This is a genomic window from Streptomyces sp. NPDC057939, assembly GCF_042887545.1.
In the GTDB taxonomy this organism is placed as follows: Bacteria; Actinomycetota; Actinomycetes; order Streptomycetales; family Streptomycetaceae; genus Streptomyces.
On the sequence record NZ_JBHVPG010000009.1, the window covers coordinates 173,842 to 195,277 of the forward strand.

The window sequence follows — 21,436 nt, forward strand, 5'->3', positions numbered from 1 at the left end:
AGGACCTCACTGATGTTCAGCACTGTTCTGGTCGCGAACCGGGGCGAGATCGCGGTCCGGGTCATCCGCACCCTGCGGGAACTCGGCGTCCGCTCCGTGGCCGTCTTCAGCGACGCGGACGCCGACGCCCGGCACGTACGGGAGGCCGACACGGCCGTCCGGATCGGCTCGGCGGCGGCCGCCGAGAGCTACCTGTCCGTGGAGCGGCTGCTCGACGCGGCCCGCCGCACCGGCGCCGAGGCCGTCCACCCCGGCTACGGCTTCCTCGCCGAGAACGCGGCCTTCGCCCGGGCCTGCGAGGAGGCGGGGCTCGCCTTCATCGGTCCGCCCGCCTCCGCCATCTCCCTGATGGGCGACAAGATCCGCGCCAAGGAGACGGTGAAGGCCGCCGGCGTCCCGGTGGTGCCCGGTTCCTCCGGCAGCGGCCTGACCGACGCCGAACTCGTCGCCGCGGCGCGCGAGATCGCCATGCCGGTCCTGCTCAAGCCCTCGGCGGGCGGCGGCGGCAAGGGCATGCGGCTGGTCCGCGACGAGGCCGTGCTGGCCGAGGAGATCGCGGCGGCCCGGCGCGAGGCGAAGTCCTCGTTCGGTGACGACACCCTGCTCGTGGAGCGGTGGATCGACCGGCCCCGGCACATCGAGATCCAGGTGCTCGCCGACGGCCACGGGAACGTGGTGCACCTGGGCGAGCGCGAGTGCTCCCTCCAGCGGCGCCACCAGAAGGTGATCGAGGAGGCCCCGTCGGTGCTCCTCGACGAGGGGACGCGGGCGGCGATGGGCGCGGCGGCCGTGGAGGCCGCCCGCTCGTGCGGGTACGTCGGCGCGGGCACGGTGGAGTTCATCGTCCCCGGCGAGGACCCGTCGTCCTACTACTTCATGGAGATGAACACCCGCCTCCAGGTCGAGCACCCGGTGACGGAGCTGATCACCGGCCTGGACCTGGTCGAGCAGCAGCTGCGGGTCGCCTCCGGCGCCGAGCTGGGCTTCGGACAGGCCGACGTCACGCTGACCGGCCACGCGATCGAGGCCCGCGTCTGCGCCGAGGACCCCGCCCGCGGGTTCCTGCCCTCCGGCGGTACGGTCCTCGCGCTCTCCGAGCCGTCGGGCGGGGCGGTGCGCACCGACTCGGGGCTGACGGCGGGCGTCGACACCGGCTCCACGTACGACCCGATGCTGTCCAAGGTGATCGCGTACGGCCCGGACCGGGCCGCCGCCCTGCGGGTACTGCGCGGGGCGCTGGCGGACACGGTGATCCTGGGCGTCCAGACGAACACCGGGTTCCTGCGCAGGCTCCTGGCCCACCCGGACGTGGTCTCGGGCAACCTGGACACCGGCCTGGTCGAGCGGGACCTCGCCGAGCTCCTGCCCGACGGCGTGCCCCCGGAGGTGTACGCGGCGGCGGCGCTGCTCGCGGCCGCCCCGCTGGCGCGGACGCCCGGCTGGGTCGACCCGTTCGACGTGGCCGACGGTTGGCGCCTCGGCGGCACCCCGGCCTGGACCGTCCACCACTTCCGGCTCCCGGGCCAGGAGCCGGTGGAGGTCCGCACCCGCCCGTCCGGCGCCGGCACGGAACTGCTGACGCCCGCCTCCGACGGCGCCGCGGCCCCGGCCCACGGCCGGATCGTGGCCCGCACCTCGGACCGGGTGACCGTCGAACTGGACGGCGTCACCCACACGTTCAGCTGCGCCCCCTCCCCCGAGGGCACCTGGCTGGGCCGCTCGGGCGACTCCTGGCACCTCCAGCGGCACGACCCCGTCGCCGCCCAGGGCCGGGCCAGCGCGGGGGCCGACACCCTCGCCGCTCCCATGCCCGGCACCGTGACCGTCGTCAAGGTCGCCGTCGGGGACAAGGTCGTCGCGGGTCAGAGCCTGCTCGTGGTGGAGGCCATGAAGATGGAACACGTCATCTCCGCCCCGCACGCCGGCACCGTCACCGAACTCGACGTCTCGCCCGGCACCACCGTGGCCATGGACCAGGTCCTGGCCGTGGTCACCGCCGACGAGGAGGCGGGCGAGTGAACGGGCTGCCGATGACCGTCCCGGCCCCCGCCGGGCTGCCCGCCCGGGTGCGGATCCACGAGGTCGGCGCGCGCGACGGGCTCCAGAACGAGAAGAGCGCCGTCCCCACGGAGGTGAAGGCGGAGTTCGTGCACCGCCTGGCGGCCGCCGGCCTCAGCACCATCGAGGCCACCAGCTTCGTCCACCCGAAGTGGGTTCCGCAGCTCGCGGACGCCGAGCAGCTCTTCCCGTTGCTCGCCGACGTCGGGGCGGCGCTGCCCGTCCTGGTCCCCAACGAGCGCGGCCTCGACCGGGCGCTCGCCCTCGGGGCCACCCGCATCGCGGTGTTCGGCTCGGCGACGGAGACCTTCGCCGCGCGGAACCTGAACCGCACGGTCGCCGAGTCCCTGGCCATGTTCGAGCCCGTCGTGGCCCGGGCCAAGCAGGAGGGGGCGCACGTCCGGGGCTACCTGTCGATGTGCTTCGGCGACCCGTGGGAGGGCGCCGTTCCGGTCGAGCGGGTCGCCGGGGTCGCCAAGGCCCTCCTCGACCTCGGCTGCGACGAGTTGAGCCTCGGCGACACCATCGGCGTCGCCACCCCCGGGCACGTCCAGGTCCTGCTCTCCGAGCTGAACGCGCGGGGCGTGGCCACCGACCGGATCGGCGTGCACTTCCACGACACCTACGGCCAGGCCCTGTCCAACACCCTCGCCGCGCTCCAGCACGGCGTGACGACGGTCGACGCCTCCGCGGGCGGCCTCGGCGGCTGCCCGTACGCCAAGAGCGCCACCGGCAACCTCGCCACCGAGGACCTGGTGTGGATGCTCGACGGCCTCGGCATCGAGACCGGCGTCGACCTGGCCGCCCTCACCGCCACGAGCGTGTGGATGGCCGAACAGCTGGGACGCCCCAGCCCCTCCCGTACCGTCCGCGCCCTCTCCCACAAGGAGTAGTCACACCATGTCCCTCGACCACCGGCTCACCCCCGAGCACGAGGAACTCCGCCGCACGGTGGAGCAGTTCGCCCACGACGTCGTCGCCCCGAAGATCGGCGACCTGTACGAGCGGCACGAGTTCCCGTACGAGATCGTCGCCGAGATGGGCCGCATGGGCCTGTTCGGCCTGCCCTTCCCCGAGGAGTACGGCGGCATGGGCGGCGACTACCTCGCCCTCGGCATCGCCCTGGAGGAGCTGGCCCGCGTCGACTCGTCGGTCGCGATCACCCTGGAGGCCGGCGTCTCCCTGGGCGCCATGCCCCTGTACCTGTTCGGTACGGAGGAGCAGAAGCGCGAGTGGCTGCCGAAGATGTGCTCCGGCGAGGTCCTCGGCGCCTTCGGCCTGACCGAGCCGGGCGCCGGCAGCGACGCGGGCGGCACCCGCACCACCGCCGTCCGTGACGGCGACGAGTGGGTCATCAACGGCTCGAAGTGCTTCATCACCAACTCCGGTACGGACATCACCGGTCTGGTCACCGTCACCGCCGTGACGGGCCGCAAGGCCGACGGCCGACCCGAGATCTCCTCGATCATCGTCCCGTCCGGCACCCCGGGCTTCACGGTGGCGGCACCTTACTCCAAGGTCGGCTGGAACTCCTCGGACACCCGCGAACTGTCCTTCAGCGACGTGCGGGTGCCGCTGGCCAACCTGGTCGGCCAGGAGGGCCGCGGCTACGCGCAGTTCCTGCGGATCCTCGACGAGGGCCGCATCGCCATCTCGGCGCTCGCGACCGGTCTGGCGCAGGGCTGCGTGGACGAGTCGGTGAAGTACGCGAAGGAGCGGCACGCCTTCGGCAAGGCCATCGGCGACAACCAGGCCATCCAGTTCAAGCTGGCGGACATGGAGACGCGCGCCCACATGGCGCGCATCGGCTGGCGGGACGCGGCCTCGCGGCTGGTGGCGGGCGAGCCCTTCAAGAAGGAGGCGGCCATCGCGAAGCTGTACTCCTCGACGGTGGCGGTCGACAACGCCCGCGACGCCACGCAGATCCACGGCGGCTACGGCTTCATGAACGAGTACCCGGTGGCCCGCATGTGGCGCGACTCCAAGATCCTGGAGATCGGCGAGGGCACCAGCGAGGTGCAGCGCATGCTCATCGCCCGCGAGTTGGGCTTCGGGGGCTAGGAACGACCCCTTCGCGGCAGTGGGGTGTCCGGGCGGTCGGTCCGCCCGCCCGGGCCCGCACGGCAGTGCGCTCTTCGCGCTTTCGGGGAAGGTTAGGCTAGCCTTCCTGGCGAACGGCCCTGTGGTCGCCTCGCACGCACGCACGAAAGCGGACCTTGACATGCCCAAGCCCCGGACCTCCTCCCTCTCCCGTCGTGGCCTCATCGCCGCCGGCGGCGCCCTCGGCCTCGTCGCGGTCCTCTCCGCGTGCGGGAGCACCGACGCGGCGAAGGACGGTACGGGCAAGGACAAGGCCGCCGCCTCCGCCCCCGCCGGCCCGTGGAGCTTCAAGGACGACCTGGACAAGGACGTCACGGCCAAGTCCACCCCGAAGAACATCGTCGCGTTCACCGGCACGGCCGCCGCGCTCAACGACTACGGCGTGAAGGTCAAGGGCGTCTTCGGCCCCACGAAGACCGCGGACGGCAAGCCCGACGTCCAGGCCGGCTCGCTGGACATATCCAAGGTCGAGATCCTCGGCAACGTCTACGACGAGTTCAACGTCGAGAAGTACGCCGCCCTCCAGCCCGACCTGCTCGTCACCAACACCTGGGACGGCTCGTACTGGTACGTGCCCGAGGCCTCCAAGGACAAGATCCTCAAGCTGGCCCCGGCCGCCGCGATCTCCGTGGGCGGCAACGCCACCCTGGACAAGGCCCTGGAGCGCACCGCGGACCTCGCCAAGTCCCTCGGCGCCGACATGAACTCCAAGACCACCGTCGACGCCAAGGCCCGCTTCGAGGCCGCCTCGGCCAAGGTCCGCGAGGCCACCAAGGCCAACCCGGGCATCAAGGTGCTCGTCGGCTCCGGCTCCGCCGACCTGTTCTACGTCTCCACCCCGAAGACCTCCGCCGACCTCAAGTACTTCGAGCAGCTCGGCGTCGAGTTCGTCACCCCCGACAAGGTCGAGGGCGGCTTCTTCGAGAGCCTCAGCTGGGAGAACGCCGGCAAGTACAAGGCCGACCTTGTCCTCCTCGACAACCGCACCGGCACCCTCCAGCCGGAGCAGCTGAAGGCGAAGCCGACCTGGGCCGAGCTGCCCGCCGTCAAGGCCGGTCAGATCACCCCGCGCGTGACCGAGCCGATCTACTCGTACGACCGCTGCGCCCAGATCCTGGAGGACCTCGCCAAGGCCATCCAGAACGCGAAGAAGGTCGGCTGACGCGACCCGGCTCCGGCCACCGCCCCGGGACCGGCCCGACCCGCCGGCTCCCGGGGCGAACCCGTACCCGAACCCCTGGGGGGACCCGCATGACCGCCGCAGCATCCGACGTCCCGGCCGCCGCGCACTTCCGGTTCTTCGTCCTCGAAGTCCTGCGCACCCGGCGGCTCGGCCACTCGTTCCTGCGGGTCACCTTCGGCGGCGACGCCCTCGCGGAGTTCCGTTCGGGCGGCTTCGACCAGAGCCTGTCGCTGTTCCTGCCGCCGCCCCACCGGGAGCACACCGAACTGCCCTCGACCGACGAGGACACCTGGTTCGCGGCCTGGCGCGGGATGCCGGACGAGGAGCGCCCGGTGATGCGTTCGTACACGGTGCGCGGGCAGCGGCGTGCGCCGGGGGGCGCGGTCGAGCTGGACATCGACTTCGTCCTGCACGGCCCCGGCGCGGCGGCCCCCGGGGCGGGGACCCCGGCGTCCGACTGGGCCGGACGTGCCGTCACCGGCCGCCGGATCATGGCGATCGGCCCGGCCGTGGCACAGAACAAGTCCGTCCGCTTCCAGCCGCCGGCGGGGGCCGACGCGATCCTGATGTACGCGGACGAGACGGCGCTGCCCGCCGCCGCCGCGATCCTGGACCGGCTCGCCGCCGGCACCCGGGTCAGGGCCTGGTTCGAGGTTCCGCACGCGGGCGACCGCCTCGACCTGACGACGCTCGCCGACGCGGACATCACCTGGATCGTCCGCGGGGACGCCGCGGGCCGCGGGCGGACCGAGCGGGTGCTGGACGCGCTGCGCGCCGCGCCCCTGCCCCCGGCCGAGGCCCCGTACGCCTGGGTGGCGGGCGAGGCGGGCACGGTCCGCGAGGTGCGCCGGCACCTCGTGCGGGAGCGTTCCGTGGACCGTCGGGCGATCCGCTTCACCGGCTACTGGCGGCTGGGCGCGAGCGAGGAGCAGCTCCTCGCGGAGGCGTACGCGGGCCGGGCCCCCAGCGAGGAACCCGCTTCCGAGCTGTAGCGGAAGCCGCGCCCACACCCTTGCCCTTCCATTTAGGTTAGGCTAACCTAAACACAACACACCGTCACGGGACCTGCCCCTGCCGGTGGAGCAAGCCCGGGCGGGCGATCGATACGGTCCCTCGATCGCCCGCCCGCTGCTCTTCCCCCTTCGCGTCCCGACCCGTCAGGACCAGGGGACGTCCGGCGCCCGGTGGTAGTTGATCTCCTGGGCGTCCAGCCGGGGCCCCTGCGCCGCCAGCCGCTCGCGGTACGAGGTCCAGCCCAGCGCCCCCGCCGGGGACCAGCCCAGCTCCGCCACCCCGAGCACCCTGGGGAAGGCCATCAGCTCCCAGTCGCCCCGCGCGGAGATCGTCTCCGTCCACAGCGGCGCCTCCACTCCGAGGACGGCGGATTCCGGAGCCCCGGCCAGATAGGTCCCCGGGTCCCACGAGTAGGACCGCTCCACCGGCACGTACCCGGCCCACGCCAGCCCCGGCTTCGTCGTCGTGTCGTACTTCATGTCCAGGTACGCCCGGTCCGCCGGCGACAGGATCACCGGGTTCCCGGCCTTCGCCGCCGCCACCACGGCCGCCTTCTCCGCGGCCGGCGTGCGGTCGTGTCCCCAGTACTGGATCACCGCGCCCGCCGTCGGACGCGCCTGCGCGAGCTGGTGCCAGGCCACGACGGTCTTCCCGTGCCGGGCGACTACCTCCTGGGCCCGGTCCATGAAGGCCGCGTAGTCCGCGGCCGGCGTCGCGTGCGCCTCGTCGCCCCCGATGTGCAGGTACTTCCCCGGGGTCAGCTCCGCGATCTCGCCCAGCACCTGGTCCACGAACTCGTAGGTCCGCTCGTCGCCCACGCACAGGGAGCTGAAGCCGACCTTGACCCCGGTGTAGCGCTCCCGCGCCTTCCCGTCGCAGTTGAGTTCGGCGTAGGACGCCTGCGCCGCGTTCGTGTGGCCCGGCATGTCGATCTCCGGGACCACGTCCACGTACCGGCGGGCCGCGTACTCCACCAGGTCCCGGTACTCCTCCTTGGTCCAGTGGCCGCCGGGGCCGCCACCGACCTCGCTGCCGCCGCCGTGCTCCGCGAGCCGCGGCCACGCGTCGATCGCGATCCGCCACCCCTGGTCGTCGGTCAGGTGCACGTGCAGCGTGTTGATCTTGTATTGGGCGAGCTGGTCGACGTACCTCTTCACCTGTTCCACCGGGAAGAAGTGACGCGCCACGTCGACCATCGCCCCGCGGTAGGCGAACCTCGGCGCGTCCGTGACCGTGCCGCCCGGCACCTCACCCGTCCCGCGCACCGGCACCAGCTGTCGCAGCGTCTGCCCGCCGCGGAAGAGCCCCGCCGGGGTCCGGGCGGTCAACGTCACCCCCGAGGCGGTCGTCCGGAGCCGGTAGCCCTCCGCCCCCAAGTCCTGGGCGCCCTCGTCCAGGAGCAGCCGGATCCCGTCCCCCTCCTGCCCGTCGACCACCGGCAGCGGCAGCCCGCTCGGCCCCCGCAACTGCTCCGCGAGGAGCTCGCCGACCTGACGGACCTCCTCGGACGCGCCCGCCCCGGTACGGATGACCGTGCCGGCGCCGAAGGCGTACCCGGCGCCCTCGGCGCGGGCGGAGGCGGGGGCCGGCAGGAGCCGGTCGTAGGGGGCGAGGGCGGCGGCGCGCGGGCCGCCGGGTTTGGCGTCGTCGCCGTGGGCGGCGGTGCAGGAGACGGCCGCGCCGAGGACGAGGAGGGTGCCGAGCGTGCGTCGCAGGACTCTCATGCAGCCCAGGTATAGACCAAACGGCGGGCCGTGACGATGGGAGAATCGCCGGATGGCGGAAATCATCCAGAAGGACGGTACGTGGACCTTCGACGGGGACGCGGTGCGCATCGTGCCGGGCCGCGACAAGGGGGTGTCCCTGCTGCGCCAGCACCTCGGCGAGGTGACCGTGCCCCTGCGCGCGATAGCGGGGATCAGCCACGAACCGGGCCGCAAGGCGGGCCGGTTGCGGCTGCGGCTGCGTGACGGCGCGGACCCGCTCCTCCAGGTCACCGGGGGACGGCTCCCGGAGGGCTCGGACCCGTACCGGCTGACGGTCGAGCCGGACCGCACGGGCGTCGCCGAGTACTTCGTCGACGAGGTCCGCAACGCCCTGCTGCTGGACCAGGTCGAATCCGGACCGTCGGACGCCTACCTGATGCCCGGCCCCGCGGTGCCGATCTCGGTGAGCGCGGGCGACGGGACGGTGACCTTCGACGGGGACGCCGTCACCCTGCAGTGGAGCTGGACCGCCGAGGACGCCAAGACCTCCGGCGGGTCGCGCACCTTCCGCACGGCGGACCTCAGGTCGGTCGAGTGGGTCCCCGCCCGGGGACTGGAGAACGGCTGGCTGCGCTTCGCCCTGGCGGGCGTGCCCTCGGCCGGCCCGCCCAAGTACGACCCCTACACGGTGGAGATCTTCGGGCTCAAGAAGGACCCGCTGATGGCGCTGGCCGCCGCCGCGGTCGCGGTCCGACTGCCCCACCCGGCTGCTGCCGCCGCCGCGTCCGCCCCCGCCCCCGCCGTCCCGGCGGCGCCCGCCCCGGCCGCCCTCCCCTCGCCGGCCCCTGCCGGCGACGACCACGACGCCCTGTTGCGCCGCCTGCGCGAGCTGGGCGAACTGCACACGACGGGCATCCTGACCGCCGAGGAGTTCGCCCTGGCAAAAGCGGCGATTTTGAGTCGCTTCTGACCGACCCGAGCCGGAATCACCCATTCCTCTGGTCCAGACCAGCGAGATCCTGCCCGATTCCGGGCAGGATCTTTGCGTTCCGCCCGTTTGCCGGTCAATATCTACGAGTGCTCGACCGCCGCCCGTCGCATGACGACCTCGTCGACCACCTGGTGCGCAGCACCGCGCTACAGCGCGGCGAGGCCGCCCGGGTGGTGCTCGACGTACTCGCCTACTTCGACGAGACGACCGAGGAGTTCGTCCGGCGCCGCCACCGCGAACTGCAGTCCGGCGGAGCGGTCAACGCCGAGATCTTCGAACGGATCGCGGCAGAACTGCCGCACCGCGCCGTGGCGCCCCCGGAGCTCTCCCTCCGGCAGCTGCGCCGCATCGTCTACGGCTGAGCACGGCATCCGAACTTCAGGAGGGGCAATACCGTATGTGCGGAATCGTGGGTTACATCGGCAAGCGCGACGTGGCACCGCTGCTGCTGGAAGGACTCCAGCGGCTGGAATACCGCGGCTACGACTCGGCGGGCATCGTCGTCAACAGCCCGAAGTCGGCGGCCCTGAAGGTCGTCAAGGCCAAGGGTCGCGTCCGTGAGCTGGAGTCCCGCGTCCCCAAGCGCTTCGCCGGCACCACGGGCATCGCGCACACCCGCTGGGCCACCCACGGCGCCCCGAGCGACATCAACTCGCACCCGCACCTCGACGCCGAGAACAAGGTCGCGGTCGTCCACAACGGCATCGTCGACAACGCCTCGGAGCTGCGCGCCAAGCTGGAGGCCGAGGGCGTCGTCTTCGTCTCGGAGACCGACACCGAGGTCCTCGTCCACCTGATCGCCCGCTCGCAGGCCGAGACGCTGGAGGAGAAGGTCCGCGAGGCCCTCAAGGTCGTCGACGGCACCTACGGCATCGCCGTCATGCACGCCGACTTCGCCGACCGCATCGTCGTCGCCCGCAACGGCTCCCCGGTCGTCCTCGGCATCGGCGAGAAGGAGATGTTCGTCGCCTCCGACGTCGCCGCCCTGGTCGCCCACACCCGCCAGGTCGTCACCCTCGGCGACGGCGAGATGGCCACCCTGAAGGCCGACGACTTCCGGACGTACACCACGAGCGGTACGACGACCACCGCCACGCCCGAGACCGTGGAGTGGGAGGCCGCCTCCTACGACATGGGCGGCCACGACACGTACATGCACAAGGAGATCTCCGAGCAGCCCGACGCGGTCGACCGCGTGCTGCGCGGCCGGATCGACGACCGCTTCAACACCGTGCACCTGGGCGGCCTGAACCTGGACCCGCGCGAGGCGCGCGGCATCCGCCGGGTCAAGATCCTGGGCTGCGGCACCTCGTACCACGCGGGCCTCATCGGCGCCGGCCTCATCGAGAGCATGGCCCGGATCCCCGCCGACGCCGAGCCGGCGTCCGAGTTCCGCTACCGCAACCCGGTCGTGGACCCCGACACCCTGTACATCGCCGTCTCCCAGTCCGGTGAGACGTACGACGTGCTCGCGGCGGTCCAGGAGCTCAAGCGCAAGGGCGCCCGCGTCCTCGGCGTGGTGAACGTGGTCGGTTCCGCCATCGCCCGCGAGGCCGACGGCGGCGTGTACGTGCACGCCGGCCCCGAGGTCTGCGTCGTGTCCACGAAGTGCTTCACCAACACGGTCGTCGCGTTCGCGCTGCTCGCCGTCCACCTCGGCCGGATCCGGGACCTCTCCGTCACCGACGGCAAGCGGATCATCGAGGGCCTGCGCAAGCTGCCCGCGCAGATCCAGGAGATCCTGGACGGCGAGGAGGACATCAAGAAGCTGGCGGCCGAGTACGCCGAGGCCAAGTCGATGATGTTCATCGGTCGCGTCCGCGGCTACCCGGTGGCGCTGGAGGCCTCCCTCAAGTTGAAGGAGATCTCCTACATCCACGCCGAGGCCTACCCCGCCTCCGAGCTCAAGCACGGCCCGCTCGCCCTCATCGAGCCGGCGATGCCGACGGTCGCGATCGTCCCGGACGACGACCTGCTGGAGAAGAACCGCGCCGCGCTGGAGGAGATCAAGGCCCGCAGCGGCCGCATCCTCGCCGTCGCCCACCGGGAGCAGGAGAAGGCCGACCACACCATCCTCGTCCCCAAGAACGAGGACGAGCTGGACCCGATCCTGATGGGCATCCCGCTCCAGCTCCTGGCGTACCACACCGCCCTGGCCCTGGGCCGGGACATCGACAAGCCGCGCAACCTGGCGAAGTCCGTCACCGTCGAGTAGGTCGGACGACAGGACCGCACGCACGGGAGCGGCCCCCGGGGATCCCCCGGGGGCCGCTCCGTGTCCGCTCCCCGCGCCTCAGCCCGCGGCGACCGCGCCGCGGCGGGAGGACCTGCCGAACGCCACCGGCCAGTGCGCCAGGACCGCGGTGGCCCCGTACCAGGCGAGCAGTCCGGCGACCGCCGCCACCCAGCCCGCCGCCTTGGCGAGCACGCTGCTGTCGGCGAAGGCGCCTATCGCGAGCAGCAGCAGGGAGAGGGTGAAGAGGCCGTACACGCCCTGACCGAAGAGCCCGCTCGCCGCGCCCACGGTGAGGGTCAGGCCGAGCAGGGCGAACAGGACGAGGAAGGATCCGGCGGCATCCGCCGAAACCTTTCCGTCGGCTCCGGCCGCCCAGGTGAACCAGAAGGCGCCGAGGCCCGCGAACGCCGTGCCGTTGAAGCCGTTGCCGCCGCGGAACTCCAGGAGTCCGAGGACGAACAGGGCGAGACCGCCGACGTAGGTGGCGAGCGACACGGAGTTGGCCGCGGACACACCGTCGATGATGCCGGTGTGGCCGATACCGAACGCGAGAAGGGTGAGACCCAGGGCGATGTGCCCCAAGGTCGAGGTCGAGGCCGTGCTTCCCGCAGAGACACCATTGTCCACGGCGGGCTCCCTTCGATCTGCAGTTGTTTGCTGCGTCCCAGCAGCATTTATCTACCCTTTACATGGGGGTTCACAACCGCACGAGCGACATACAGCGGGTTACGGAATGACAACAACGGGTCGCTGCGCCCGCTTCGCCAGCCGCCCCGCGACCGATCCGAAGATCCGGCCCACGATCCCGTGCGTGGAGCCGACCACGATGGCGTCGGCCGAGTACTCCCGGCCGACCTCCTCCAACTCGTGGCAGATGTCCCCGCCCCGCTCGACCAGGATCCACGGCACCTCGGCCAGGTAGTCCGCGCAGGCCAGCTCCAGCCCCAGCACCTCGGTGCGGTGGTCGGGCACGTCCACGAAGACGGGCGGCTCACAGCCGGCCCACACCGTGGTCGGCAGCCGATTGGCCACGTGCACGATGATCAGACCGGACCCGGAGCGCCGGGCCATGCCGATGGCGTACGCGAGGGCTCGCTCACTGGAAGTGGAGCCGTCGAAGCCCACCACCACCCCGTGCCGGAAGGCAGGGTCGCAGGGGTGGCGTGTCTGTTCCACCGCGCGCAGGTCGGCCGAAACGGAGTCGGCGAGAGGTTTGCGCTTGCGGTCCGCGGGTTCGGAGAATTCGTGACCGGCCATGGATGTCTCGGCGAAGGATCCTCGGGGGAAGCGACAGGGACGATTTCGGCGACGCAGTGTGACGGGGCTCTGTCCGGGAAGCATCTTCCCAAGCCCTTACCCACCAGGGTACGGCGACACTCCTGTCCTGCACAGGGCATGCCGCCCTTGGAGAGCGTCCCAGGGAGCATGCCGGAGGTCCGGCGCCTTGGCAATGTCCGCTGTCCCCTACAGGCAGTGACGAAGGACCCTTCCGTCACCCCCGCACACAGTGACCGAGCGCTGTCGCGGGCGTTGGACAGGCGTCCGACCGTTCAGGAAGAGCCCGCAGGGAGTACGCCGTGCCCGGCCATCCGGTTCACCCCGTCCAGCCCGCTCCGCCGACGCAGTCCGCCCCGTCCGCCCCTCCTTCCCCCTCCTCGGCGCATCCACTGCTTCACCCGTCCGTGCCATCCGGCAGGGCGTCCCATGATGACGACCCGGCGGGTGACGTGGTCCGTTGGGCCGCCTTCAGCTGTCTGCTCGTCCCCGTGGTCCTCGTCGTCTACGGCACCTCCTACGGCGGGGCCGCCGTGGCGACCCTGGGGTTGGCCGCCGTCACCGCCGCCTGCCGGGTGCTGCTGCGGTACTCCGAGAAGGCCGAGCGGGCCGCCGCGCGGGTGCTCGCGGAGGATCCGCTTCCGTCCGGACACCGCGGCCGGCACTCGCGCACCGGGGGCGGCTCGCACCGCGGTTGCCACGGTTCCGGACCGGCGTCCCCTCACGACTGACCGGTTCGCACGTACACACCCGGTTGTTTTCAGCCAACTTCCCGATCGAGTGCCCCCCTTGCCGGAATGTCCCCCCAACCCCCCTACCACCAGCGACTACAGAGCCCCGACGGCGTCACGACCCCATGGGTACTGGCCATGGCCGGACAGGACGCTTCCCACCCGGGTAGCGGAGTGGAACGCTTCCTGATCGAATGCTTTTCGCCAAGTTGCCAAGTCGACATAGCGCTGCGTGCTGAACTTGTCACGCCGACACCACGGGACGCAGTAGATTCGATCATGTATTTACGGCGGGGGATCCACGTGCAAGGCCGAGGGGAAACGTGCAGGTGCGACCAGACCAAGGAGTCGCGACACCCAAGGGGGGCTTAGCGCCATGAGCCAGGATTCCACCGCCGTCGTCGCGGACGCGGGTCGGAAACTCGCGGGGCGTCGCCGCAGGGAGATCGTCGCGGTGCTGCTGTTCAGCGGCGGGCCGATCTTCGAGAGTTCCATTCCACTTTCCGTGTTCGGCATCGACCGGCAGGACGCGGGAGTTCCACGCTATCGACTGCTCGTGTGCGCCGGGGAGGACGGTCCGCTGAGGACCACCGGCGGACTCGAACTGACCGCGCCGTACGGGTTGGAGGCGATCGCCCGGGCAGGCACGGTCGTCGTGCCCGCCTGGCGCTCCATCACCTCACCGCCACCGCCCGAGGCGCTCGACGCACTGCGCCTGGCGCACGAGGAGGGGGCCCGGATCGTCGGTCTGTGCACGGGTGCCTTCGTGCTCGCCGCCGCCGGACTGCTGGACGGCCGGCCCGCCACGACGCACTGGATGTACGCGCCGACGCTGGCCAAGCGCTATCCGTCCGTCCACGTCGATCCGCGCGAGCTGTTCGTCGACGACGGTGACGTGCTCACGTCCGCGGGCACCGCGGCCGGAATCGACCTGTGCCTGCACATCGTGCGCACCGACCACGGCAGCGAGGCGGCCGGGGCCCTGGCCCGCAGGCTCGTCGTCCCGCCGCGGCGCACGGGTGGCCAGGAGCGCTACCTCGACCGGTCGCTGCCCGAGGAGATCGGCGCGGATCCGCTCGCCGAGGTCGTCGCCTGGGCGCTGGAGCACCTCCACGAGCAGTTCGACGTGGAGACGCTGGCCGCCCGCGCCTACATGAGCAGGCGCACCTTCGACCGGCGGTTCCGTTCGCTCACCGGCAGCGCGCCGCTGCAGTGGCTGATCACCCAGCGGGTGCTCCAGGCACAGCGACTGCTGGAGACCTCCGACTACTCGGTCGACGAGGTCGCCGGGCGCTGCGGGTTCCGTTCGCCCGTCGCGCTGCGCGGTCACTTCCGGCGGCAGCTGGGGTCCTCCCCGGCCGCCTACCGCTCGGCCTACCGGGCACGCCGCCCGCAGGTCGACGTGGCCCCGGTGACGCAGCTCTCCGACGTACCGGTTCCGCACCAGCGCACCGCCCAGCCCCAGCGGGCGGCGGCGGCACTGGCCGCTTCCGGTCCCAGCGTGACGGAGCTGTACGCGCCCGGCAGGGTGCTGCGCGAGCACGCGTAGCGTCCCCGGGAGCCGTGCCCCGGCCCATGACGAAGGTCCCCCGCACCGGTCGAGCACCGATGTGGGGGACCTTCGGCATAAGGTGGGGCGCATGAACGATCGCATGGTGTGGATCGACTGCGAGATGACCGGGCTCTCGTTGACGGACGACGCACTTATCGAGGTGGCCGCACTGGTCACCGACTCGGAGCTCAACGTGCTCGGCGAAGGCGTGGACATCGTGATCCGCCCGCCGGACGCGGCCCTGGAAACCATGCCGGACGTGGTGCGCGAGATGCACACCTCCTCCGGGCTGCTCGACGAGCTGGCCGCCGGCACCACCCTCGCCGACGCCGAGGCGCAGGTCCTGGCGTACGTGCGGGAGCACGTGAAGGAGCCCCGCAAGGCGCCCCTGTGCGGCAACTCCGTCGGCACCGACCGCGGGTTCCTGCTGCGCGACATGGGCGCGCTGGAGAGCTACCTGCACTACCGGATCGTGGACGTGTCCTCGGTCAAGGAGCTGGCGCGCCGCTGGTACCCGCGGGCCTACTTCAACAGCCCGCCGAAGAACGGCAACCACCGGGCGCTCGCGGACATCAAGGAGTCCATCGCCGAGCTGCGGTACTACCGCGAGGCGGTCTTCGTGCCGCAGCCCGGACCCGACTCCGACACGGCCCGCACCATCGCCGCCAAGCACGTCGTGCCCGGCGAGTAGGACCCGGGGCGACGGGTGCGGGAAAAGGGGGGAGCGAGCACCCTCCCGGACCCTGTACCCTTTTCTTCGGCCGGTCGTTCTGCGACCGGACATGGTGGGTGTAGCTCAGTTGGTAGAGCACCTGGTTGTGGTCCAGGTGGCCGCGGGTTCAAGTCCCGTCACTCACCCTGAAGGAAGGCCCCGGTCCGCGGAAGCGGACCGGGGCCTTCTGCGTGTCCGGGGAAGGCCGGTCCGGGGCGTCACGAGGACTCCCGGACGACGAGTTCGGTCGGCAGGACCAGCGCCCGCTCCCCCGGCTCGCCGTCCGCGCCGTCCCGCAGGCCCGCTATGCGGTCCAGCAGGACCCTGGCCATGGTCCGGCCCATCTCCTCGATCGGCTGGCGGACGCTGGTCAGCGGCGGGTCCATGTGGCGGGCCACCACCGAGTCGTCGAAGCCGACCAGCGCCACGTCCTCCGGGACCCGGCGGCCCGCCGCCCGGAGCTCGCGCAGGGCGCCGGCCGCCATCACGTCGGAGGCGGCGAAGACGGCGTCCAGTGCGGGGCGCCGCTCCAGCAGTTCGCGCATGGCCCGGCGCCCGCCGTCCTCGGTGAAGTCCCCGACGGCGATCAGCGGCTCGTCGACGGGGTGCCCGGCGGCCGCGAGAGCCTGCCGGTAGCCGTCGAGGCGGCACTGGGCCCCGTACACGTCGAGGGGACCGGTGATGGTGGCGATCGTGCGCCGGCCCCGCCCGAGGAGGTGGCGCACCGCCCCGGCGGCGCCCGCCAGGTTGTCGGAGTCCACGCTCGGGAGGGTCTCGGCGGCCGACCGGCGGCCGCTGATCACCGCCGGGATGCCCAGCTCGGCCAGCAGCTCCGGCAGCGGGTCCCCGGCATGCACCGAGGCCAGCAGCACCCCGTCGACCCGGTGCCCCGACAGGTACTGCGCCAGTCGGCGGCGCTCGCGGTCGCTGCCCGCGAGGGTGAGCACCAACTGCACGTCGGTCTCGGCGAGGGTCGCGCCGACGCCGCGCACGACGTCGGAGAAGTAGGGCTCCGAGAAGAAGCGGGCCTCCGGCTCGGGGATCACCAGGGCGATGGCGTCGGTGCGGTTGGCGGCGAGCGCGCGGGCCGCCCGGTTCGGCACGTACCCCAGCTCGACGACGGCGGCCTCGACGGCCTCCCGCGTACGGTCGCTGACCTTGGATGATCCGTTGATCACCCGGGAGACGGTGCCCCGACCGACCCCGGCCCGGACCGCGACCTCCTCCAAGGTCGGCCGTCCCCCACTGCGCCCGTGCCCGTTCATGGCTTCCTCCCGGTTGTGAATCTACCCCTTGACGACTGTGGGAGCGCTCCCACACTGTGGCACACGACACCCGGCACGTTCCGTCCTTCAGGGAGGACCCAGATGCGAGCCCGAAGAAACCTCGTCACGGCGGCCTGCGTGGCCGCCGCGACCGCCCTGCTGCTCGCCGGCTGCGCGCAGGACCCGGAGGAGGACCCGAAGGCGGGTTCCCCGACGGGCGGCTCGGGGCGGACGACCCTGACGGTCGGCGTCTTCGGCGCCTTCGGGCTCAAGGAGGCGGGCCTCTACGACGAGTACATGGCGCAGAATCCGGGGATCCGGATCGAGCAGACCTCCATCGAGCGGAACGAGAACTACTACCCGCAGCTCCTGACCCACCTGGGCACCGGCAGCGGTCTCGCCGACATCCAGGCGGTCGAGGTCAACAACATCGCGGAGATCACCGCGACCCAGGCGGACAAGCTGGTCGACCTCGGCAAGGTGGCGGGGGTGGACAAGGCCGCGTACCTGCCGTGGAAGTGGGCGCAGGGCACGGCTTCCGCCGCGAAGGGCGGGGCGACCGTCGGTCTCGGCACCGACATAGGCCCGCAGGGCATCTGCTACCGCAAGGACCTCTTCGCGGCGGCCGGACTGCCCACCGACCGGGCGGCGGTCGGAGCGCTGTGGGGCGGGGACTGGAACAAGTACCTGGAGACGGGCCGCGCCTACAAGGCGAAGGCCGGGGAGGGCAAGGCGTTCGTCGACTCGGCGTCGGGCGTGATGGCGGCCGTCACCGCGAGCAGCGCCCAGCGGTTCTACGACGAGCGGGGCGAGGTCGTCTACAAGACGAACCCGGCGGTGCGCGGGGCCTTCGACCTCGCGGCCTCGTTCGCCTCCGAGGGGTTGAGCGCGAAGCTCCAGCAGTTCACCCCGACCTGGGACCAGGGCTTCGCCAACGGCACCTTCGCGACGATCTCCTGCCCGGCCTGGATGCTCGGTTACATCCAGGACAAGGCGGGGCCGGCGGGCAAGGACAAGTGGGACGTGGCCCCGGCCCCGAAGCCCAGCAACTGGGGCGGCTCGTTCCTGGTGGTGCCGAAGGCGGGCAAGCACGCCGAGGAGGCGGCGAAGCTGGCCGCCTGGCTGACGGCTCCCGCGCAGCAGGCCAAGCTGTTCGAGAAGCGGGGCAGTTTCCCGAGCGCGAGCGCCGCGTACGGGCTGCCGGCGGTGGCGGGCGCACAGCACGCCTACTTCGGGGGCGCGCCCATCGGGGAGATCTTCGCGCGGGCGGCCGAGGGGGTGCCGGTCACGGTGATCGGCCCGAAGGACCTGGTGATCGCCCAGAACCTGGCGGACATCGGGATGCTCCAGGTCGATCAGAAGGGCCGCAGCGCGCAGGAGGGCTGGGACGCGGCGGTGAAGGCCATCGACAACGCCCTGGACCGGTGAGGTACCGGTGACGGACACGACCGCTGCGCCGGCCCCGGCCCCGGCCTCCTCCGCCCGCCGCGTGCGGGGCGGGGCGGGCGGGACCGGGGGCGGGCGGTCCGGCCGGGGTCAGGTGTGGCGCTCGCGCCGCTACCGGTGGGACCTGCGCTGGAGCCCGTACGCCTTCGTGGCGCCCTTCTTCCTCTTCTTCGCCGCCTTCGGGCTGTTCCCGCTGCTGTACACGGGCTGGGCGGCGCTGCACCAGGTGGAGCTGACCGACCCGGACTCCATGACGTGGGTCGGGCTGCGGAACTTCACCCGGCTGTGGGACGACGCCTTCTTCTGGAACGCCCTGCGCAACACCGTCACCATCGGGCTGCTGTCGACGGTGCCGCAGCTGGCCGTCGCGCTGGGGCTGGCCCACCTCCTCAACTACCGGATGCGCGGCTCGGCCTTCTTCCGGGTCGTGGTCCTCACTCCGTACGCGACGTCCGTGGCGGCGGCCACCCTGGTGTTCGTGCTGCTCTTCGGCCGGGACTACGGGATGGTCAACTGGGCCCTTTCGGCGGTCGGGTTCGGGTCGGTGGACTGGCAGAACGGGCCGTTGGCCTCGCAGCTGGCGGTGTCCGCGATCGTGGTGTGGCGGTGGACGGGCTACAACGCGCTGATCTACCTGGCCGCAATGCAGGCCGTACCCGGGGAGCTGTACGAGTCGGCCGCCCTGGACGGGGCCTCGCGGTGGCAGCAGTTCATCCACGTGACGGTGCCCTCGCTGCGGCCGACGATCTTCTTCACCTGTGTCGTCTCCACGATCGGGGCGACGCAACTGTTCGGCGAACCGCTGCTGTTCAACGCGGGGGCGGGCGCGACGGGCGGCTCGGACCACCAGTTCCAGACGCTGGGGCTGTACCTGTACGAGCAGGGGTGGGTGAACCTGCACCTGGGGCGGGCCTCGGCGATCGCCTGGGCGATGTTCCTGATGCTGCTGCTGGTCGCGGGGGCCGCCCGGCTGCTGCGGGGACGGGGGACGGGGCGATGAGTTCACTGCGCGCGGGCAGGCTGACGTACGTCGCTCTCGCCCTGTTCACGGTCGGGTCGCTGTTCCCGCTGGTGTGGACGGCGATCGCGGCCTCGCGGAGCAGTACGCGGCTGGCGCAGACCCCGCCGCCGTTCTGGTTCGGCGGGAACCTGGGCAAGAACCTGAGGACCGCCTGGACCGACGCCAACATGGGCTCCGCACTGCTGAACACGCTCGTCGTCGCCGGCACGGTCGCGGCCGTGACCGTCGTGCTGTCGACCCTGGCCGGGTTCGCCTTCGCCCGGCTGCGGTTCCGTGGGCACCGGGTCCTGCTGTCGCTGGTGGTCGGGACGATGTTGATCCCGCCGCAGTTGAGCGTGGTCCCGCTGTACATGCTGGTCGCCGAACTGTCCTGGACGGACCGGCTCCAGGCGGTGATCCTGCCGGCGCTGGTGTGCGCCTTCGGGGTGTTCTTCATGCGGCAGTACCTGGCGCAGGCGCTGCCCATGGAGCTGGTGGAGGCGGCCCGCACCGACGGGGCGAACTCGCTGCGGGTGGTGTGGCACGTGGTGTTCCCGGTGGCCCGGCCGGCGATGGCGGTCCTCGGGATGCTGACCTTCGTCATGACGTGGAACGACTTCTTCTGGCCGATCGTCGCGCTGACCCAGAACGGCAGCCCGACGGTGCAGGTGGCCCTGACGGGGCTGGGGCGGGGCTACGTCCCCGACCAGTCCGTGATCATGGCGGGTGCGCTGCTGGGCACGCTCCCGCTGCTGCTGGTGTTCGTCGTCTTCGGCCGCCAGATCGTGGGCGGCATCATGCAGGGAGCGGTGAAGGGATGAACGGCGTGGGGGACATGCGATTCCCGGAGGGGTTTCTCTGGGGGGCGGCCACGGCCGCCTTCCAGATCGAGGGCGCGGCCGGGCTGCGCGGGCCGTCGATCTGGGACACCTTCTGTCGTACGCCGGGCAAGGTGCACGGCGGTCACACGGGTGACGTGGCCGTCGACCACCACCGGCTGTGGCGCGAGGACGTCCGGCTGATGGCGGAACTCGGGCTGGGCGCCTACCGGTTCTCGGTGTCGTGGCCGCGCGTCCTGTCCGGTGGGATCGGCTTCTACGACGCGCTCGTGGACGAGCTCCTCGCCCACGACATCGAGCCCTGCGTGACCCTGTACCACTGGGACCTGCCTCAGCACCTGGAGGAGGCGGGCGGCTGGCCGGCCCGGGGGACGGCCTACGACTTCGCCGGGTACGCGCAGACCGTCGCCGACGCCCTCGCCGACCGGGTCGGGCTCTGGACCACGCTCAACGAGCCCTGGTGCAGCGCCTTCCTCGGCTACGCCTCCGGGGTCCACGCCCCCGGCCGCACCAGCCCGGCCGACGCCCTGCGCGCCGCCCACCACCTGAACCTGGCCCACGGGCTGGCGGCCTCGGCCCTGCCCTCGGGTGTCCGCACGGGCATCGCGCTCAACCCGAGCGCGGTACGGCCGCTGACCGGTTCGGCCGGTGACCTGGACGCCCAACGCCGCATCGACGCCCTCGCGAACCGGATCTTCACCGGCCCCCTGCTGCACGGCGCCTATCCCGATGACCTCCTCTCGGACACGGCGGCGCTGACCGACTGGTCCTTCGTCCGGCCGGGTGACGAGGCCCTCATCCACCAGCCGCTCGGTTTCCTCGGCGTGAACTACTACACCCCGGCGGTGGTCTCGGCCTCCCCCGACGGCCCCCGCGCCGACGGGCACGGTTCCACCGGCCACTCCCCCTGGCCCGGCGCGGACGGCATCGCCTTCCACCAACCACCGGGCGAACGCACCGACATGGACTGGTCGATCGACCCGACGGGCCTGTACGACCTGCTGATGCGGTTCCGCGCCGAGGCGCCGGGCCTGCCCCTGCTGGTCACCGAGAACGGCGCGGCGTACGCGCCGGACCTGCACGACCCCCGGCGGATCGGCTATCTGCGCGAGCACCTGTCGGCGATCCACCGGGCGATCGGCGACGGCGCCCCCGTCGGCGGGTACTTCCTGTGGTCGCTGATGGACAACTTCGAATGGTCCTACGGCTACAGCAAGCGCTTCGGCATCGTCCACGTCGACTACGAGACCCAGACCCGCACGCCCCGCTCCAGTGCCCGCTGGTACGCCCACCTGGCCCGCACGGGCACCCTCTGACCGTCGGCGCCC

19 protein-coding genes and 1 tRNA gene are annotated in these 21,436 nt (G+C 72.0%); 16 read left to right on the forward strand and 4 right to left on the reverse strand.

Annotated features, from left to right (window positions below; all coding sequences use genetic code 11):
- Window positions 1-12 precede the first annotated feature (12 nt).
- The 5 genes from ACFVS6_RS13570 (at window position 13) to ACFVS6_RS13590 (ending at window position 6,333) form a co-directional block, all read left to right on the forward strand.
- Window positions 13-2,019, forward strand: coding sequence for a biotin carboxylase N-terminal domain-containing protein (locus tag ACFVS6_RS13570; RefSeq protein WP_389703455.1), 2,007 nt, complete (start codon window positions 13-15; stop codon window positions 2,017-2,019).
- 11 nt (window positions 2,020-2,030) lie between these two features.
- A complete protein-coding gene (locus tag ACFVS6_RS13575) occupies window positions 2,031-2,951 on the forward strand; it encodes a hydroxymethylglutaryl-CoA lyase (protein ID WP_389703521.1) in 921 nt (306 codons plus the stop codon).
- Between the two features lie 7 nt (window positions 2,952-2,958).
- Complete coding sequence (locus ACFVS6_RS13580; RefSeq protein WP_389703457.1) at window positions 2,959-4,119, forward strand: acyl-CoA dehydrogenase family protein; 1,161 nt, start codon at window positions 2,959-2,961, stop codon at window positions 4,117-4,119.
- A 160-nt stretch (window positions 4,120-4,279) separates the two neighbouring features.
- Window positions 4,280-5,320, forward strand: coding sequence for an ABC transporter substrate-binding protein (locus tag ACFVS6_RS13585; protein ID WP_389703459.1), 1,041 nt, complete (start codon window positions 4,280-4,282; stop codon window positions 5,318-5,320).
- Window positions 5,321-5,409: 89 nt separating this feature from the next.
- Window positions 5,410-6,333 carry a siderophore-interacting protein gene (locus tag ACFVS6_RS13590; RefSeq protein ID WP_389703461.1) on the forward strand — a complete coding sequence of 308 codons (924 nt, stop codon included), beginning with the start codon at window positions 5,410-5,412 and terminating at the stop codon, window positions 6,331-6,333.
- A 165-nt stretch (window positions 6,334-6,498) separates the two neighbouring features.
- Here the strand turns inward: ACFVS6_RS13590 and ACFVS6_RS13595 are convergent, their stop codons facing one another.
- Window positions 6,499-8,079 (reverse strand): beta-N-acetylhexosaminidase, encoded by a 1,581-nt coding sequence (locus ACFVS6_RS13595; protein WP_389703463.1) that lies wholly within the window; start codon window positions 8,077-8,079, stop codon window positions 6,499-6,501.
- Between the two features lie 52 nt (window positions 8,080-8,131).
- Between ACFVS6_RS13595 and ACFVS6_RS13600 the strand changes: the two genes are divergently transcribed.
- From ACFVS6_RS13600 to glmS, 3 genes are all read left to right on the forward strand, one after another.
- The gene (locus ACFVS6_RS13600) at window positions 8,132-9,031 is read left to right on the forward strand and encodes a DUF4429 domain-containing protein (RefSeq protein WP_389703465.1); all 900 of its coding nucleotides are present in this window, start codon (window positions 8,132-8,134) and stop codon (window positions 9,029-9,031) included.
- A 107-nt stretch (window positions 9,032-9,138) separates the two neighbouring features.
- Entirely contained in the window at window positions 9,139-9,414 is a 276-nt protein-coding gene (locus tag ACFVS6_RS13605; RefSeq protein WP_030008735.1) for a hypothetical protein, read from the forward strand.
- A 35-nt stretch (window positions 9,415-9,449) separates the two neighbouring features.
- Complete coding sequence (gene glmS / locus ACFVS6_RS13610; RefSeq protein ID WP_281206492.1) at window positions 9,450-11,267, forward strand: glutamine--fructose-6-phosphate transaminase (isomerizing); 1,818 nt, start codon at window positions 9,450-9,452, stop codon at window positions 11,265-11,267.
- A 78-nt stretch (window positions 11,268-11,345) separates the two neighbouring features.
- Here glmS and ACFVS6_RS13615 read toward each other — a convergent pair whose 3' ends face one another.
- Together ACFVS6_RS13615 and ACFVS6_RS13620 are read right to left on the reverse strand one after the other, a co-directional pair.
- Window positions 11,346-11,915, reverse strand: a complete 570-nt coding sequence (locus ACFVS6_RS13615; RefSeq protein WP_389703468.1) for an acetate uptake transporter — start codon at window positions 11,913-11,915, stop codon at window positions 11,346-11,348.
- Between the two features lie 99 nt (window positions 11,916-12,014).
- A complete protein-coding gene (locus ACFVS6_RS13620) occupies window positions 12,015-12,545 on the reverse strand; it encodes a universal stress protein (RefSeq protein ID WP_281206489.1) in 531 nt (176 codons plus the stop codon).
- 425 nt (window positions 12,546-12,970) lie between these two features.
- Here ACFVS6_RS13620 and ACFVS6_RS13625 point away from each other — a divergent pair, with 425 nt between their 5' ends.
- From ACFVS6_RS13625 to ACFVS6_RS13640, 4 genes are all read left to right on the forward strand, one after another.
- Entirely contained in the window at window positions 12,971-13,294 is a 324-nt protein-coding gene (locus tag ACFVS6_RS13625; protein ID WP_389703471.1) for a hypothetical protein, read from the forward strand.
- Window positions 13,295-13,670: 376 nt separating this feature from the next.
- Window positions 13,671-14,843 (forward strand): helix-turn-helix domain-containing protein, encoded by a 1,173-nt coding sequence (locus ACFVS6_RS13630; protein WP_281206488.1) that lies wholly within the window; start codon window positions 13,671-13,673, stop codon window positions 14,841-14,843.
- Between the two features lie 91 nt (window positions 14,844-14,934).
- On the forward strand, window positions 14,935-15,537 hold the full coding sequence (gene orn / locus ACFVS6_RS13635) for an oligoribonuclease (RefSeq protein ID WP_281206487.1): 603 nt from the start codon (window positions 14,935-14,937) through the stop codon (window positions 15,535-15,537).
- A 94-nt stretch (window positions 15,538-15,631) separates the two neighbouring features.
- Window positions 15,632-15,704: transfer RNA gene (locus ACFVS6_RS13640), tRNA-His, on the forward strand.
- A 72-nt stretch (window positions 15,705-15,776) separates the two neighbouring features.
- Here ACFVS6_RS13640 and ACFVS6_RS13645 read toward each other — a convergent pair.
- The gene (locus tag ACFVS6_RS13645; protein ID WP_389703474.1) at window positions 15,777-16,823 is read right to left on the reverse strand and encodes a LacI family DNA-binding transcriptional regulator; all 1,047 of its coding nucleotides are present in this window, start codon (window positions 16,821-16,823) and stop codon (window positions 15,777-15,779) included.
- 102 nt (window positions 16,824-16,925) lie between these two features.
- On the opposite strand from ACFVS6_RS13645, the gene ACFVS6_RS13650 reads away from it, so the two are divergent.
- Genes ACFVS6_RS13650 through ACFVS6_RS13665 form a run of 4 tightly spaced genes read left to right on the forward strand, consistent with a single transcriptional unit; the run spans window position 16,926 to window position 21,424 of the window.
- Complete coding sequence (locus tag ACFVS6_RS13650; RefSeq protein WP_389703476.1) at window positions 16,926-18,251, forward strand: ABC transporter substrate-binding protein; 1,326 nt, start codon at window positions 16,926-16,928, stop codon at window positions 18,249-18,251.
- A 7-nt stretch (window positions 18,252-18,258) separates the two neighbouring features.
- On the forward strand, window positions 18,259-19,269 hold the full coding sequence (locus ACFVS6_RS13655) for a carbohydrate ABC transporter permease (RefSeq protein WP_389703478.1): 1,011 nt from the start codon (window positions 18,259-18,261) through the stop codon (window positions 19,267-19,269).
- Window positions 19,266-20,090 (forward strand): carbohydrate ABC transporter permease, encoded by an 825-nt coding sequence (locus ACFVS6_RS13660; RefSeq protein WP_389703480.1) that lies wholly within the window; start codon window positions 19,266-19,268, stop codon window positions 20,088-20,090. The genes ACFVS6_RS13655 and ACFVS6_RS13660 overlap by 4 nt, the downstream gene beginning before the upstream one ends.
- The gene (locus ACFVS6_RS13665; RefSeq protein WP_389703482.1) at window positions 20,087-21,424 is read left to right on the forward strand and encodes a GH1 family beta-glucosidase; all 1,338 of its coding nucleotides are present in this window, start codon (window positions 20,087-20,089) and stop codon (window positions 21,422-21,424) included. The genes ACFVS6_RS13660 and ACFVS6_RS13665 overlap by 4 nt, the downstream gene beginning before the upstream one ends.
- The last annotated feature ends 12 nt before the right edge of the window (window positions 21,425-21,436 follow it).

Excerpts from the sequence above, each read along its gene's own strand:
- glmS (WP_281206492.1), top strand. The coding sequence starts at position 9,450 with ATGTGCGGAATCGTGGGTTACATCGGCAAGCGCGACGTGGCACCGCTG.
- ACFVS6_RS13590 (WP_389703461.1), top strand. The coding sequence starts at position 5,410 with ATGACCGCCGCAGCATCCGACGTCCCGGCCGCCGCGCACTTCCGGTTC.
- ACFVS6_RS13580 (WP_389703457.1), top strand. The coding sequence starts at position 2,959 with ATGTCCCTCGACCACCGGCTCACCCCCGAGCACGAGGAACTCCGCCGC.
- ACFVS6_RS13600 (WP_389703465.1), top strand. The coding sequence starts at position 8,132 with ATGGCGGAAATCATCCAGAAGGACGGTACGTGGACCTTCGACGGGGAC.
- ACFVS6_RS13570 (WP_389703455.1), top strand. The coding sequence starts at position 13 with ATGTTCAGCACTGTTCTGGTCGCGAACCGGGGCGAGATCGCGGTCCGG.
- ACFVS6_RS13630 (WP_281206488.1), top strand. The coding sequence starts at position 13,671 with ATGAGCCAGGATTCCACCGCCGTCGTCGCGGACGCGGGTCGGAAACTC.
- ACFVS6_RS13595 (WP_389703463.1), bottom strand. The coding sequence starts at position 8,079 with ATGAGAGTCCTGCGACGCACGCTCGGCACCCTCCTCGTCCTCGGCGCG.
- ACFVS6_RS13650 (WP_389703476.1), top strand. The coding sequence starts at position 16,926 with ATGCGAGCCCGAAGAAACCTCGTCACGGCGGCCTGCGTGGCCGCCGCG.
- ACFVS6_RS13645 (WP_389703474.1), bottom strand. The coding sequence starts at position 16,823 with ATGAACGGGCACGGGCGCAGTGGGGGACGGCCGACCTTGGAGGAGGTC.
- ACFVS6_RS13575 (WP_389703521.1), top strand. The coding sequence starts at position 2,031 with ATGACCGTCCCGGCCCCCGCCGGGCTGCCCGCCCGGGTGCGGATCCAC.
- orn (WP_281206487.1), top strand. The coding sequence starts at position 14,935 with ATGAACGATCGCATGGTGTGGATCGACTGCGAGATGACCGGGCTCTCG.
- ACFVS6_RS13620 (WP_281206489.1), bottom strand. The coding sequence starts at position 12,545 with ATGGCCGGTCACGAATTCTCCGAACCCGCGGACCGCAAGCGCAAACCT.
- ACFVS6_RS13585 (WP_389703459.1), top strand. The coding sequence starts at position 4,280 with ATGCCCAAGCCCCGGACCTCCTCCCTCTCCCGTCGTGGCCTCATCGCC.
- ACFVS6_RS13665 (WP_389703482.1), top strand. The coding sequence starts at position 20,087 with ATGAACGGCGTGGGGGACATGCGATTCCCGGAGGGGTTTCTCTGGGGG.
- ACFVS6_RS13660 (WP_389703480.1), top strand. The coding sequence starts at position 19,266 with ATGAGTTCACTGCGCGCGGGCAGGCTGACGTACGTCGCTCTCGCCCTG.